General features: G+C 36.7%; 14 protein-coding genes and 1 other RNA gene. 2 read left to right on the top strand and 13 right to left on the bottom strand.

Annotated elements, in window-relative coordinates:
* Positions 1-533: 533 nt before the first annotated feature.
* The 11 genes from ACIQXU_RS17645 to secG all read right to left on the bottom strand — a co-directional run bounded on the left by ACIQXU_RS17645 (position 534) and on the right by secG (position 10,907).
* Complete coding sequence (locus ACIQXU_RS17645) at positions 534-1,979, bottom strand: ApeA N-terminal domain 1-containing protein (RefSeq protein ID WP_402991348.1); 1,446 nt, start codon at positions 1,977-1,979, stop codon at positions 534-536.
* Positions 1,980-2,534: 555 nt separating this feature from the next.
* Positions 2,535-2,921, bottom strand: coding sequence for a hypothetical protein (locus tag ACIQXU_RS17640; RefSeq protein ID WP_402991339.1), 387 nt, complete (start codon positions 2,919-2,921; stop codon positions 2,535-2,537).
* 11 nt (positions 2,922-2,932) lie between these two features.
* Positions 2,933-3,196 carry a hypothetical protein gene (locus ACIQXU_RS17635; protein WP_402991336.1) on the bottom strand — a complete coding sequence of 88 codons (264 nt, stop codon included), beginning with the start codon at positions 3,194-3,196 and terminating at the stop codon, positions 2,933-2,935.
* A gap of 128 nt (positions 3,197-3,324) precedes the next feature.
* On the bottom strand, positions 3,325-4,344 hold the full coding sequence (locus tag ACIQXU_RS17630; protein ID WP_402991333.1) for a hypothetical protein: 1,020 nt from the start codon (positions 4,342-4,344) through the stop codon (positions 3,325-3,327).
* 13 nt (positions 4,345-4,357) lie between these two features.
* Entirely contained in the window at positions 4,358-4,915 is a 558-nt protein-coding gene (locus ACIQXU_RS17625; RefSeq protein WP_402991330.1) for a hypothetical protein, read from the bottom strand.
* Positions 4,916-4,931: 16 nt separating this feature from the next.
* Positions 4,932-6,137, bottom strand: coding sequence for a hypothetical protein (locus ACIQXU_RS17620; protein WP_402991327.1), 1,206 nt, complete (start codon positions 6,135-6,137; stop codon positions 4,932-4,934).
* 239 nt (positions 6,138-6,376) lie between these two features.
* Positions 6,377-6,739, bottom strand: a transfer-messenger RNA (tmRNA) gene (gene ssrA, locus ACIQXU_RS17615).
* A gap of 123 nt (positions 6,740-6,862) precedes the next feature.
* Positions 6,863-7,330, bottom strand: a complete 468-nt coding sequence (smpB, locus tag ACIQXU_RS17610; RefSeq protein WP_402870780.1) for an SsrA-binding protein SmpB — start codon at positions 7,328-7,330, stop codon at positions 6,863-6,865.
* A 59-nt stretch (positions 7,331-7,389) separates the two neighbouring features.
* Entirely contained in the window at positions 7,390-9,759 is a 2,370-nt protein-coding gene (rnr, locus tag ACIQXU_RS17605; RefSeq protein ID WP_402991324.1) for a ribonuclease R, read from the bottom strand.
* Positions 9,760-9,792: 33 nt separating this feature from the next.
* Complete coding sequence (locus ACIQXU_RS17600; RefSeq protein WP_402991322.1) at positions 9,793-10,539, bottom strand: alpha/beta hydrolase; 747 nt, start codon at positions 10,537-10,539, stop codon at positions 9,793-9,795.
* A gap of 134 nt (positions 10,540-10,673) precedes the next feature.
* Positions 10,674-10,907: a preprotein translocase subunit SecG gene (gene secG / locus ACIQXU_RS17595; RefSeq protein WP_402870772.1), complete on the bottom strand. Its 234-nt coding sequence runs from the start codon at positions 10,905-10,907 to the stop codon at positions 10,674-10,676.
* 176 nt (positions 10,908-11,083) lie between these two features.
* On the opposite strand from secG, the gene ACIQXU_RS17590 reads away from it, so the two are divergent.
* Both ACIQXU_RS17590 and ACIQXU_RS17585 read left to right on the top strand, forming a co-directional pair.
* Positions 11,084-11,632, top strand: coding sequence for a hypothetical protein (locus tag ACIQXU_RS17590; protein WP_402870769.1), 549 nt, complete (start codon positions 11,084-11,086; stop codon positions 11,630-11,632).
* A gap of 55 nt (positions 11,633-11,687) precedes the next feature.
* The gene (locus tag ACIQXU_RS17585) at positions 11,688-12,506 is read left to right on the top strand and encodes a M15 family metallopeptidase (protein WP_402954484.1); all 819 of its coding nucleotides are present in this window, start codon (positions 11,688-11,690) and stop codon (positions 12,504-12,506) included.
* A 164-nt stretch (positions 12,507-12,670) separates the two neighbouring features.
* On the opposite strand, the gene ACIQXU_RS17580 is transcribed toward ACIQXU_RS17585, so the two are convergent.
* Both ACIQXU_RS17580 and eno read right to left on the bottom strand, forming a co-directional pair.
* Entirely contained in the window at positions 12,671-13,309 is a 639-nt protein-coding gene (locus tag ACIQXU_RS17580) for a hypothetical protein (protein ID WP_402991319.1), read from the bottom strand.
* Between the two features lie 168 nt (positions 13,310-13,477).
* Entirely contained in the window at positions 13,478-14,773 is a 1,296-nt protein-coding gene (eno, locus tag ACIQXU_RS17575; RefSeq protein ID WP_402870762.1) for a phosphopyruvate hydratase, read from the bottom strand.
* Between the last annotated feature and the right edge of the window lie 8 nt (positions 14,774-14,781).

Below are 14,781 nucleotides of genomic sequence, written 5' to 3'. Positions count from 1 at the left end.
GTAAATTATTATAGAAATAGAAAAACAGGTGGAGAAAAACAACTCGTTTTTCTCCACCTGTTTTATTTTAGGGACTTATTAGACAGCCCCTTTTTTACTAACAAATTTATTTAAATACATGTAAGTTAAGGCATAAATTGTCCCTAAAATTAACCATAAAGTGTCCAAATATATAGATTTTTACACAAAATTCAAACTGTTTGAGCACACTAAATTAATCATTAATTGTCTATAATTGCTTAAATTAAGAATAAAATGTCCCTAAATATCATCTCAGCTATTTTTATATATTACTTCTTATATTTTTTTGTACCACAATCTAAAAAGAAGGCTCTGATAAACAATGATAGTTCAAATGAAGTGCATATTCATAAACAAATGCTATTGAATCAACTTCCACGTTAATATGATCATTAAATTTTTTTCCTCCACCATAATAATTTACTTTATTTTACACTATTTTTAGCGTTTTTCTTATTCAACTAACCTGCCCCTAGTTTTTCACCTCTTTATCTAACACCACAAATAACAGTCTACAACTTCGTCAACGAAGAATGGCTTTCCTCTTTTTTCATATTCATTTTCCGTCTTGTATGTTCTTTAATTTCAATACTAGTTCTTAATGGCCTTATCCTTTCCCTTGTTCGCTCATGAATGAAACTTTCCTCAAAACCTAGCTCTTTTAGAATGTAATATTCAAGGATATTACGAAGTGTATAGTATGCATCCACTAACTCATCACCTTTAAGAGCTTTTTCTTCTTGCTTTTGATTATAATGTGTATAGTAATTTCTAGTATCTGCAATAACCTTTGGATAATCTTTATATTTTAAATCCAAGGTATAAAACCGAAATCTGAAATCTGCCAGAAGTAAATCAGCTATTCTACTTCTTAATGAAATCCCTTTATGGCTTCCTCCTAAAAGGAATTTTCTATCATCTTGTTTACAGTTATCAGGCCTTTTTGCAATTACTTTTTCAACTCTTTTTTTATAATCTGCTAATGTACCATTACACACAAATCGAGAGTGGTAAGTTTCTAAAGCTTGAATCATATTTAGAAAATGACGGCTAGCCGATAACTCTAGATTATACAAATCATCAATATATAACTCGATTATTGGTTCTAAAATCGATGAATTTATTTGCCATTGTGCGAAGTTAGCATTATTAGTTAATTCATTTAAATTAAAAAGAAATTTCACACTATCAGTTTTACTATTCTTATTAGAGCTTTGGGCTAAAGCATGTATTATCTCTATAGGTCTTTCATGGTTATTTCTGTCATCGAAATCCCATTTTATGTTAGGGGATTCTGCAATCATTTTATTAAATTGCAAAGGAATTCCCATTGCAATTTCAATAAGTCTTTTCATTTTAATGACTATATCAATAAACCAACCAAATGAATGAAGTGATTTAGACTCAACAATTAAATATGGAATTTGCTCTATATTTATCTCTTCCTTCATTAGATTAAAGAATGTATAGTTGTAAGATACAAAATAAGATAAGGTATATTTCTCACATTCGTATATTTCTATTGGGCTTAAACTATTTAACTTTATAAGTACATCATTCTGCGTAGCATCCGGCATAACAAAATTGGATACATTACCCCATCGTATTATTCCAGGTAAGCTTATTTTCATCTTTGAAAATACTATATCTTCCTCTTGTTCAAATGTAATGCCTTCTAACATATACTTTACTTGGTACCCATATACTTCTTCCAATCCATACCTGCTCACTGTTGATACTCTTGAACAATCGACTAAAGCAATTTTTGCTCCATTAATTGTCGTACCATTAATAAAAGGGATTTCAAGAGGTAATTCAAAATAACTCATAGGAGCACCTTTATTAGGAATACGAATATAAACAATAATTCCACCTTCATCTTTATTTAAGTAAAGATCTCCATGGTATTGTATATCAGAGTTTTCAAGTGTCCAGAAACCGGTTGTGAATAAATTCACTTTCAAGTTTAATCCTCTCCCCTATAGTTATAAGAAATATATTTTAAACTTACTACGTTTAGATGTAGATAAGTATAACCCATAATATTTCATACCAATTATTTCAAATCCTCTAATTATAAGCAATAAAATCTTCTATTAAAGGTATTAAATGTTGAACAAAGATCTAACAGCACTATTGAACTGTCTTTAGTTCAATAAGGAAAATCAACAACACTCATTAACAAAGCCAAAAAGAAAGGGAGTGCCAATTATCTGTAGTGACTCACCTTCCGGAACCATTGTAATTTTCATTATTTATACTCAAAAAGGACTTTTTTAACCATACTTTTACCTTCCGTTAAAAGAAAAAATGTTAGATATCAATGCAAGTATCCAATTTCTCTTTTAATCTTATCTCTATAGTCCCTATAATATTTATTTTTAAAAATAAGTGGATTAGAATGTTCTATCCGAAACCTATCGTTTAGATAGAGCTCAAAAGGCAATTGAGGGAGTAAAGAAAAATGAAGAAGAGATAAAAATGATAATAATGAATTTCTATAATTCAGGTATTCACGCACCAAATTCCAAAATTACAATATCTTTACACAAATCCGGAAAAAGTTTATGCCCCACCTGAGTACTAATTCCATATTTCTTACAGGTTTGTTTTAAACTTAATGGTTGATTTTTTTCAATAATAAGGGATTGCTGAATTTTTGTTTTGGTTGTTTCCACGAATGAAGCTAATTCTTTTATTTTCTCACTCTTATATCTAGCGATAACTTTATTACTTAATTGAGGGAAATGACTTTTTACAACTTGCGGATTATATCTGTGCTTACTGGAAAATGTAGAGAGGGTTAAGCTTTCATCTTCACTATCAAGATACTTTTTTAAAGATATCTCCATTTGCTTCTTTTCTTCTTCAGTAATAAAAGAGGAAGTTCTTCTTGTCAATTTTCTTTCTATTAGTGGCTTAAGCTTATTGTGTTATTACCAAAGCCATTTAAAGAATGAGCACCATCATAAAAGCGATTTCCATCTCTATCTGAACTATATAGTAGATAGTCTTTGTCTAATAGTGGCACGACCTCATAAGCTATTAAATCGACAGTCTTAATCAAATGTACTTCTGCCAACCTTATTAAATAACTGGTTAACGATTCAATAAATATTGAGCCTCTTCCTTTTGGATCAACACCATATAATATTGTCCTGTTTGAAAATTTCATATTCCAAAACCCTTCAGTATTATTTTCCTTTTAGTTTTGACTTAAAAATATATATTTAAAACTTAGTTGACTCTAAAAGAGAAAACACCGTTCAATTTGAACGGTGTTTAAAAGGAGATATTTATTAGTTACTTTTTTTGGACTAAATTATATTTATTTGGACTCTCTTCTGAAAAGATATGCATCCATTTATTCGAAGAAAGAATGTCAATTATTTGAATATCCGGCGTAGTTTTAAATTTTTCATTTATTTTTATAACCAACTCAGTATCTGTGTTAATTGAAAAATCCATTGTAAAGGAAGCTACTAATTCTTTTTTATCCATTTTATACACATATAAGTATTGATGAGTACTTTCTCGGATTAAATCAAATAACCCTTCAAAATTATTTTCATTTTTATTTAAAGGTTTAATCATATATTCATTATATTTTTCAGCTGAATTATTAGTTATCTTTATTATTTGTTTTATATTATTCACACTAACAAATTCTAAAATATAAGAAATCTTAGAAATAGGAATTTCTTGTTTCAATGAAATTCCACAGGAACCTGAGTAGCTTAATTTTATATTTATAGTTGGCTGTATATATTCTTTGATTATGTTTTCGATAGACACTCTAGTTATAGAATTAAAGTATTTAATTATGTCAGAAAACTTTAATCTACTCTTATTATCCACTTTTAAGATTGAATTTTTATTAAATTTAATTAAAATAATTGGTAAAACAAAAAAAGCAGCGGAAATACCAAAAGTCGAAAAACTAATTATTATTATGTCTCCCAAACTTCCATCTGGTTGGTCAATACTATATCCAATTCCTGAAGCTGCCCATAATAAACCTGATAAGTACGATATCAAAAAAAAGAAGAATAAGTTTAATTTATAAACGGCTTGATTTGAAAGTAAATAAATAATTTCATTTATCTTTTGATTTATTATTTGACGATCATGATTTACATCAGATATATATACTTCTATTTCCTTAGTTAAATCGCTTATTTTTTGAATTAATCTTTCATTAAATTGGCTAAAAATAATTGTAGTAAGAGCCAATAAAGCAGCTATAATAGCAGAAGTCCAAGTCAAAAAGTTTACAGAGTATATTGACATATTTTCAAAAAAAGAATAAATATTTTCTTTCATTTTAATAAATATTTCAAATTGGTCCATATTCATTTAAAATTTGTAAAGAAGTACTTATAATCACTTCAATTAACTCCTTATTATTTGTGAACGGAAACGTAATTAAACCGTTATTATACATTTTTATTAAATATGGATCGTTATTAAAGATTAAAGTCCCAATAATACCAGATACACTATCCGTTTGAATAAAAGAAAAATTCTTAACCTCTGAAAAATCCACTATCTCTTCAGTTATTGGGATTTTAAGGATATCAAAACTAATTTTTTTTTCTTTTACCATCGTAGTTATAATTTTTTTGAAAAATTTGGTATGTTGCACACTGGACGTAAATAGAAAAAATAGGTTAGATTTTCTAATGAAATTTATAACATTCATCTTTCCATATTCAAAAGAATTAGTGTAATGTATTTCTCCCATATCATTTTTATCATTATAAAAATTTATAGAGTAAAATTTCCGAGAATAGTTACTCGAACCGTTATTTTCAAAAAAGGAAAAATTTTTAAGATTTTTTTCCACATCTATATTATTAATTTGTACTATTATCGTACTATTGGAAAAGAACATAAAAATTCTCCTTTTTTTAATCTGTATTAAAAATTAATGATGCTGGGTATTTATCCATAAAGAATTTTTCAACTTCAATCTTTTCATCCTTATCAGTTATTATTTCTAACATTTTTTTCCTAATATCTGACACCGTGTAATGGAGTGATTCAGGCTTTGGTAATTCCTTATGAATAATTTGTTCTCCTCTTTCAATTGTTTGTTCATCATATATAAGATTCCACAAGCTACTTTGTAAATTAATACATATTTCTCTTCTTCTACTTTCTCGAATTTCATCGTCATCAAATATAAAAGCAATCTTCCCTTGAAGATCAATAGTAAAAATTGTACTAAAGTATTCTTGCTTTTCATTATTCCTATTTATCTTATCTAAGGACAGTTTAAGGTTATGTACTTCATCACCATCATGTATTCTTTGTAGAATTTCCATAGACTGTAACAAATCTGTACCTTTCATTTTAATCCCTTGAACATTTTTAGCATCTAAATTAGTAAAACTTATTGCATCTAATGTAATATCATAACCCATCTCTGGAATTTTCTCATAAAGTAAATTTATAATTAACAACGTTGTTGGCGAGAACTCAGTATGATTTCTATTCTTGATAGTCAATGCTCTTTTTAAAATATAAATAGGTGAAATTGAAAACCCCTTTGAACCCAAAAAATCAACAATATTGTTATGACTTTTGTAACTTGAAGACTTTGATGAAATGAATTTTTTATTTTTCAAATCAAAGGTAATAATTATTAAACCTGAATCCTTTTTATATGGTTCCCCAGTAGCTATATCATCCCCCATTTCCTTGTATTCTAGAATGCATTCTATAACTTCATTAAACCTGTCATATTTGATTTTTTCTGTTAATTTATATACAAAATCTCCATAACTTATTGGTTTTTTGAATGTTTTATCTATCAATTTAAAGAAATCTGAATGTACTTTATTTGTTTTTAAGTCATATACATAATTAGGATTTTGTGTTGAATAAGAATATTCCAGCATGTTATAAATCTCATTCAGAATTTCTTCAGCTTCATCCTCTTTAGATATTACGTACTTAACTATATATTTATAACACTCTGTTTCATCTGCAAATGAAACTTTTTCCTTTAATGTCTTTTGAAAATACTCACTAATAGTCTGTAAACGCTTTTTCTTAGTAAGATTACTTTTCATTTTATTATTATAGTAATTCGTAAAACGATTTAAATCCATTAAAAACTGCCTCCGTTATAAGTCACTTATTGTATACCCTATCTTATCAAATAAATACCAATAGTAGTATTTATTTCTCCCAAAGCATTCAGATAATTTACTATTTTTACCAATATAAAGGAGTTTATAAATAGATTTAACCATAAATTGTCCACATAAAAAATAAAGCATAAACTGTCCGATTGGACAATTTATGCTTTAACTTACAATACAAAATAAAAAACCACCAATATATGTATTGGTGGAGACGGTGGGAGTCGAACCCACGTCCAGACATAACGGCACTTAAGCTTCTACGAGTGTAGTCGATATATTCGCGTTTCGCGAACTCATTAGCCTATCGACAGGCGGCAGAGCAGCTAGTCTGATTGGTCTCTTCCTTCATCCTCAGACGGTGGATTCCGGCGTATCCCACTTAGAGTGAGTCCCTTACCCTACCACGTGGGCCATGGAGGGAGGAACAGCTTAACGTCTGTTGTTACGCAGCGAAAGCTAGGTTGTTGTTTTGTTTGCCAGTTATAGGCGTTGACGTTTTAACGAGGCCGATCCCCTCGACTCGCAACTTAAGCTCGAACTATCCCTGTCGAATCCGTAACGTCCCCATGATAAGAATGGAGCGTACGAGAAAAGAATAGTCAGCAAGTTGGCTGATATTCAGTTGTCATCGGTACAGGTTTAATTATAACAGATTGAATCAAAAAATCAATTGTAAGGTCTTGGTAACCCTACATCTTTTGACGATCGCGGAAAGCACGTTCGATATCACGTTTTGCTTCTTTCTTCTTCAGGTCATCACGCTTATCATATTGTTTCTTCCCTTTACCCAACCCGATTAAAACCTTGGCGAAGCCATTTTTCAAATACATTTTCAATGGAACGATGGTGTAACCCGTTTCCTTCGTCTCACCGATCAGTTTATTGATTTCCTTCTTGTGTAAAAGAAGCTTCCTTGTCCGCAAAGGATCATGGTTAAACTGGTTCCCCTGCTCATAAGGGCTGATATGCATATTGTAAAGGTAGATTTCGCCGTTTTCTATCTTGGCAAAGGCATCCTTCAAATTCAGCCGTGCTGCACGGATGGCCTTGATTTCGGTCCCTTTTAATACGATACCCGCTTCAAATGTTTGTTCGATAAAAAAATCATGGTACGCTTTTTTATTTTGCGCTAATTGCTTTCCTGAGCCTTTTGGCATCTAACTCTCCCCTTTTATCCAATCGGAGAGAGGATGACTGGATCATCCTCTCTTCCGTTTTATCTCTTTTTAGGTTTTCTTTTACGCTTCGCTGCCGGCGCATTTTCAAAGAACTTTTTCTTCTTTTTCGGCTTTTTGTCAGAAGACGCTCCACCGTTTCGGGTGTCACCACTACGGCCGCCTTTGCGTTCCGATCCTCTTGAATCTCCGCCTTTGCGCTTTCGGCCGCCTGGACCTGAATTGGCCTTGAAGATTTTCTTCTCGCCTGAAGGACGCGGACGGCTTACTTTCATGCCGATGATTTCAAAATCAATCGCCCGTTCTTCTTTATTAACGTTGGAAACCCGAATGTCGATTTCGTCGCCAATCCGGAACACCTTTCCTGTCCGTTCCCCGATCATTGCAAGCTGACGCTCATCAAAGCGGTAGTAATCGTCTGTCATGAAGCTGACATGGACAAGCCCTTCGATGGTATTCGGCAACTCGACAAACATTCCGAAATTCGTAACGGAGCCGATGATCCCTGTATATTCTTCTCCGATTTTATCAAGCATATATTCTGCTTTCTTTAAATCATCCGTTTCCCGTTCCGCGTCAACGGAGCGACGTTCGCGTTTCGATGTATGGTCCGCGATATCCGGTAAAATGGCATTCCACTTCTCTTTAGTCGCTTCATCGAGTTTCCCTTCGATCAAATACGTCCGAATTAAGCGGTGGACGATTAAATCTGGGTAACGGCGGATCGGTGATGTGAAATGAGTGTAAAACTCGGCCGATAGACCAAAGTGACCCAGGCTTTCCGGATCATATTTTGCTTGTTGCATGGAACGGAGCATGACGGTCGAGATGACCGTTTCTTCCGGCTTACCAGCAACGGCTTCGATGATGTCCTGCAAGGCCTTTGGATGTACATCATTGGCAGATCCACGGACGATATATCCGAAGTTTGTGATGAATTCAAAGAAACGTTGTAATTTCTCCGGTTTCGGATCCTCATGAATACGGTAAATGAATGGCACATCAAGACGGTTGAAGTGTTCTGCAACAGTTTCATTAGCAGCAAGCATGAATTCTTCAATCAGCTTCTCTGCGACTGATCTTTCACGTAAAACTACATCCGTTGGGTGGCCTTCTTCATCAACAATCACTCTGGCCTCATTGAAATCAAAGTCGATTGCCCCGCGATTCATCCGTTTCTTACGAAGGATGGCAGCCAATTGCTCCATATTCTGAAACATTGGAACAAGGGATTCATAGCGTTCCATTTGTTCTTCGTCTTTATCGACAAGAATCTTGTTCACATTGCCATATGTCATCCGTTCCGTCGTTTTAATGACACTATCGAAAATATCATGAGAAACGACTTCCCCATCCGGTGTGATTTCCATTTCACACGATAACGTGAAGCGATCGACCTGCGGATTCAATGAACAAATCCCATTCGATAGACGATGTGGAATCATAGGAATGACCCGGTCAACCAAATACACGCTCGTCCCTCTTTCAAGTGCTTCCTTATCAATCGGTGAACCTTCTGTCACATAATGGCTGACATCGGCAATATGTACGCCAAGCTTATAGTTGCCGTTTTCAAGTTTAGTCACTCCAACAGCATCATCCAAGTCCTTCGCGTCTGCTCCATCAATCGTAACCAATACTTCATTGCGTAGATCCCGGCGGTTTCCAATTTCGGATTCTTTGATGGTATCAGAAACGGCATTAGCCTGCTCCATCACATCTTCAGGGAATTCCATCGGAAGGCCATATTTATGGATGACGGATAGAATGTCTACACCTGGATCATTTTTATGACCGAGGATTTCAATGACTTCCCCCTCTGCGCTGACGCGTCCTTCCGGATAAGAGGTAAGCTTGACGACAACTTTATGCCCTTCCACCGCTCCATGGGAAGCATGCTGGGGGATGAAAATATCATTGGCGATTTTCTTATCATCTGGGATGACAAACCCGAAACTTTTGCTTTCAGAATATGTACCGACCACTTGTTTGATCCCACGTTCAAGGATTCTGATAACTGTACCTTCCTGTCTTGAACCAGATGTTTCCGAAGAAACCCGGACCATGACAATATCTCCATGCATCGCTGTTCCTGTTTCATTCGGCGGGATGAAAATATCATCCATTCCCGGATTATCCTCCGGCGTCACAAAGGCAAATCCCTTTGCATGTCCGGTTAACTTACCACGGAATAGATTCATTTTTTGAGGCAGGCCATAACGATTGCTTCTCGTCCTGACAACCAACCCCTTTTCTTCCATCTTAACTAGCGCCTTCACGAAATTCTTGAAGTCCGCCGAGTCTTCGATTTTAAGGGCCTCTTCCAATTCTTGTACCGTAAGTGGCTTATATGCTTCATCTTTCATGTATGTCAGAAGCTTATTTATATGTTCTTGAATATTATCTTCCATAAAAACCCTCCTATTCAGGGTATGATTAATTTATTATTCGGACCAATCCAGGCTTTCTAAAAATTCTAATACATCTTCATGCAGCTGTTCACGCTCTTTATCAAGGGTGATGACATGGCCGGACTCTTCATACCATTTGATTTGCTTAACGGGCGACTCGACAGCTTCATAAATAATATCGGCACTTTTTGAATTGATAACATCATCATGTCGACCCTGCACGACAAAAGTCGGTGCGTAGATATGATCTACGTGCTCACGTACATCCGTTATCAATTCTTGAAGAGCTTTTAATGTACACATGGGTTTATCAGCAAAGCGGCCCATTTCCTCTTCGATTTGATCTTGTTCTTTTCCCTCGTACTTTTTAAATTCTCTAGCGTAGTCCAATACTCCTTTATACATTGCTTCTTCACTTTTGATATACATAGGCGCACACATTGATACGATACCCTTTATAGGTACAGTGTAACCTAATTTGAGAGAAAATACGCCTCCTAATGACAGTCCGGCAACAGCAATTTCCGTATGGCCTTTTTCTTTTAGAAAATCATAGGCCATCATCACATCTTTCCACCAGTCAGAAGGACCCGTTTCCACCAATTCTTCAGGTGGGACACCATGTCCTTTATAGTGCGGCGCATGGCAGGTATATCCTCTCTTTTCGAGATATCGTCCAAGCATTCGTACATCGGCGGAATTACCCGTAAATCCATGTAAAAGTAAGACCGCCCTTTTTCCACCTTCAAAGGTAAAGGGCTTTTGCAGCTTCATTTTCATATGTAATAGGCTCCTTTAACTGTAACTGTCATCATCACTTGTTTTTATAATTTCTAAATTAACTATAGCTATTCCTGCAACTATTGTGCAAAGAAAAAAGCCTAGCTATTTAGCTAGACTCATTTTTTGATCCATTACACATCAAAGTACGCAACAAGTAAAGTTAAAGCAAAGAATAAAACAGCTAATACGATAGTTGCCCGATGAAGAACAAGGTCTAAGCCGCGTGCTTTTTGCTTTCCGAATAACTGCTCAGCACCGCCAGCAATCGCACCTGATAAACCTGCACTTTTTCCTGATTGAAGCAATACCGTCACGATAAGCGCGATACTGACAATCACCAAAAGCGTTATGAGTAATGCATGCATGCAATTACACCTCCTGAAGAACCAATAAACAATTACCTTAACTTTACCACACCCATAAGGTATCCACAATCATTGTTATGGAATAATGGAAAGAATTCCTAGACTTCATCGTCATTGTTTTCTTTTTGAAACAAAATTTGAGATAATTCACTAAAAGAGAAGAAAGAGGTGTTCCTATGTTTAAGCCCATACTCCGGATTCTTGATATACTGACCATCCTATTCTCCGCGGTAGCCGGTTACTCCCTTTGGGCAAACGGCAGTAATTTAATAAGTGTCCTGTTAATCATTCTCTCACCACTTCTACTGCTGCTAGCCAAGTATCATGGAAACCGATATTTATTATTTGCTGCATATATCACGACAACCATTTATTTTACTGCTATTATTTATAATGGACTTTCAGATAGCAGCATCGACTTTTTCCAATCGGGCATCAGCGTCTTATTACTAGGATTAGCGGCCTTTTTATTGAGTATCATAGCCGCCGTCATAGGGTTTGGTACGAATACGCTTACCATTCTCTGGCTCGCCTTACATGCGCTTGTCAGCTTTGAAACAGTTACGATGAACAGTGCTTCCGGGTTCCTTTCCCACTTTTGGACAACCCCCGTGGTCGAAGCCGCCATCCGTAATGATTTTCCTTTCTTATTGATGATCATATGGATTGGCTTGTTTCTAGATAAATACCAGCGGGAGTTAACAAGGGACTATTTATCCCGATAATATTCTTAGTACCTTATTTTTTTGGAAATCTTATTTATACCAAGGAGCTTTTCGTATGTTAAAACCTATATTCACCGCAACCGCTCTTTCTTCCTTCATCTTACTAGCTGGATGTTCGTTCGATTTTTCATCGGATGAGAAGAAAGAACAAAAAGAAGAACAATCATCCCAGAATGCCTCAGAAGAAACGCAGAAGGATGATTCTGCAGGGCAAGTCAAACATCAAGTTGCCGTCGATACAACGGCAAAACCTGCCCAGGAAGGCCTTCAGACATTAGCCGAGCCTGAAAGTATACCAGTCTTGGTCAATAAACAATACAGCCTTCCCGAAAGTTACAAACCGACTGACCTGATCTATCCAAAAGTCGATTTCATCTTCGAGGATAAAATCGAGAAACGGATGATGAGAAAAGAAGCCGGTAAAGCGCTAGAGAAAATGTTCCAAGCGGCTGAAAAAGACAATATGCATCTAGCCGGCGTTTCCGCTTACCGCTCGCACCAAACTCAGATCGCCATCTTCAGCAACTATGTCGCACAGGACGGCGAAGAAAAGGCTAAAACATACAGTGCCCTGCCTGGAACAAGCGAGCATGAGACAGGGTTATCCATTGATGTCACGACACATGACGGGGCCTGTGCTGCCCAGGACTGCTTTGGTGACTCAGAAGAATCTGCATGGCTTGCAAAGAACGCCCACGAGTATGGATTCATCATCCGGTATCCTGAGGGGAAAGAGGATATCACGGGCTACAAGTATGAACCATGGCACATCCGCTACGTCGGTGTCGATGTCGCTACAGAGATATTTGAGGCCAACAGCACATTGGAAGAATATTATAACGCTGTACCGGTAGAAGCCAGTACTAAGAAATAACAAATGGGGGTGTCCGAGGGTGGACGCCCCTTTTTTGAGTTTAATCAAACGTTTGATTAAATCCATTACTTCCTGGTATCTCTAGCTTTAGACGTTTATGGAACTAGAAAGTGCCTCTAGTTTCAATGGTAGATGACTGCTCTCCTTTGACCAGCACAGGGATATTAATGAACCTGTAACAATTGGATTAAATCTATGATTTTTTCATCCTCTCCTGGGTCAACGTACACACGCCTTATTTGGGTAATTATATCGGTATAGAATTTCTCACCAGCTGGATACCTGCCGTCCCAGCGTAAAGGGACATTATATATATGAATCGTACCGTCCCCATTGCTAGAATACGTAACGGATCCATCCACCAACCGAGAACCTGCTAACTGAACAACATCTTCAGGATAGGCAGCACTTGTGTCATCATTAGGATTGAGCGGGGTGCCTGCCGGAAAATGCCTCACATTCAATTCATCTATCTCCTGATTCGCGCCAAGCTGCAACCAAATTCTAGCATATTCAATCTGCTCAGTAGAGTACATGGATAGTGTCTCTTTCCCTTTCTTATCACCTGTTTTTTCCCCATCGCTTTCCGGTGAGGGAGCGATGTCATTCGCCGCTTCGTCATCTGCCCCCCCTAGCTCATCTGTTGCTCTACTCTCATCTATGCCGGATACTTCTTCTGAATCAGTCACTACATCGTTCCCTGAAGAATCAGCTGTGGATTCTTTGCCAATACATCCTACAAGCATTCCCGATAACAACAATGAAGCCCCATAAAAGAAGAGCTTCCTAGTTAGGTTTTTCATCGCCCCAGTCCTTTCTATTCCCACGGTTATATTTACCGTTCTCTAAATTGTAGTATATTGGAAATTTATACTAAAATCATTATCAAAAATATGAGGAGTGGGTTTAATGATGATTGTGACAGCAAAAAAAAGGCGCCGCTTCTCGTCAGAAGCGGTGCCTTTTTTTCATTATTTCTTCAAGTTATAGAAAGATTTCAAGCCGCCATAGACAGCCAAGTCACCAAGTTGGTCTTCGATGCGAAGAAGTTGGTTGTACTTAGCAATACGATCCGTACGGGACATGGAACCTGTTTTGATTTGCCCTGCATTTGTCGCAACAGCGATGTCGGCGATCGTTGCATCCTCTGTTTCACCTGAACGGTGAGAAACGACGGCTGTATAACCAGCGCGTTTAGCCATTTCGATGGCATCGAACGTTTCAGTCAATGTACCGATTTGGTTTACTTTGATTAAGATGGAGTTGCCGATACCTTTTTCGATACCTTCAGCCAATTTTTTCGTGTTCGTAACGAATAAATCGTCACCAACCAATTGAACCTTTGTTCCAAGGCGTTCCGTTAGAAGCTTGTGACCATCCCAGTCATTTTCGTCCAAGCCATCTTCGATAGAAAGGATTGGGAACTCATTCACTAGCTCTTCATAGAAAGCGACCATTTCTTCAGAAGTCACGCCATTGCGTCCTTCGCCAGCAAGGTCGTATTTGCCTGTTTCTTTGTTATAGAACTCAGAAGAAGCAACGTCCATACCAAGATAGATGTCTTCGCCAGCTTTGTAACCAGCTTTATCGATTGCTTCGATGATGACTTGAAGGGCTTCACGGTTTGAACCAAGGTTTGGAGCAAATCCACCTTCATCACCAACAGCTGTATTTAAGCCTTTAGATGAAAGAACCGATTTCAATGCATGGAATACTTCTGCACCCATACGGACGGCTTCTTTAAAGCTAGGAGCACCGACAGGAAGAATCATGAATTCTTGGAAGTCCACATTGTTGTCCGCATGTGATCCACCGTTAATGATGTTCATCATTGGAGTCGGAAGTTGTTTAGCATTGAATCCTCCAAGGTAGCGATACAATGGTAGTCCTGAGAATTCTGCTGCAGCATGGGCAGCGGCCATGGAAACACCAAGAATCGCATTAGCGCCCAGGTTCCCTTTGTTTTCTGTTCCATCTAATTCAATCATCGTTAAATCAAGACCAGCTTGATTGGTTACATCCAAGCCGATGACTGCTTCAGCAATGATATTATTTACGTTATCAACTGCTTTTTGTACCCCTTTGCCAAGGTAACGAGATTTATCTCCGTCACGAAGTTCAACCGCTTCGTGTTCTCCTGTTGATGCACCAGATGGCACGATCGCACGGCCAAAGTATCCTGACTCTGTTTGAATTTCTACTTCTACTGTTGGATTACCACGTGAATCTAGTACTTCGCGTGCATATACATGTTCGATATACGGCATTTAAATCT

Origin of the sequence: Peribacillus sp. NPDC097284 (assembly GCF_044761765.1) — a bacterium.
GTDB lineage: Bacteria > Bacillota > Bacilli > Bacillales > DSM-1321 > Peribacillus.
This window is presented reverse-complemented; position numbering and strand designations above follow the sequence as displayed.

Excerpts from the sequence above, each read along its gene's own strand:
- ACIQXU_RS17635 (WP_402991336.1), bottom strand. The coding sequence starts at position 3,196 with ATGAAATTTTCAAACAGGACAATATTATATGGTGTTGATCCAAAAGGA.
- ACIQXU_RS17630 (WP_402991333.1), bottom strand. The coding sequence starts at position 4,344 with ATGAAAGAAAATATTTATTCTTTTTTTGAAAATATGTCAATATACTCT.
- ACIQXU_RS17625 (WP_402991330.1), bottom strand. The coding sequence starts at position 4,915 with ATGTTCTTTTCCAATAGTACGATAATAGTACAAATTAATAATATAGAT.
- ACIQXU_RS17620 (WP_402991327.1), bottom strand. The coding sequence starts at position 6,137 with ATGGATTTAAATCGTTTTACGAATTACTATAATAATAAAATGAAAAGT.
- smpB (WP_402870780.1), bottom strand. The coding sequence starts at position 7,330 with ATGCCAAAAGGCTCAGGAAAGCAATTAGCGCAAAATAAAAAAGCGTAC.
- rnr (WP_402991324.1), bottom strand. The coding sequence starts at position 9,759 with ATGGAAGATAATATTCAAGAACATATAAATAAGCTTCTGACATACATG.
- ACIQXU_RS17600 (WP_402991322.1), bottom strand. The coding sequence starts at position 10,539 with ATGAAAATGAAGCTGCAAAAGCCCTTTACCTTTGAAGGTGGAAAAAGG.
- secG (WP_402870772.1), bottom strand. The coding sequence starts at position 10,907 with ATGCATGCATTACTCATAACGCTTTTGGTGATTGTCAGTATCGCGCTT.
- ACIQXU_RS17590 (WP_402870769.1), top strand. The coding sequence starts at position 11,084 with ATGTTTAAGCCCATACTCCGGATTCTTGATATACTGACCATCCTATTC.
- ACIQXU_RS17585 (WP_402954484.1), top strand. The coding sequence starts at position 11,688 with ATGTTAAAACCTATATTCACCGCAACCGCTCTTTCTTCCTTCATCTTA.
- ACIQXU_RS17580 (WP_402991319.1), bottom strand. The coding sequence starts at position 13,309 with ATGAAAAACCTAACTAGGAAGCTCTTCTTTTATGGGGCTTCATTGTTG.
- eno (WP_402870762.1), bottom strand. The coding sequence starts at position 14,773 with ATGCCGTATATCGAACATGTATATGCACGCGAAGTACTAGATTCACGT.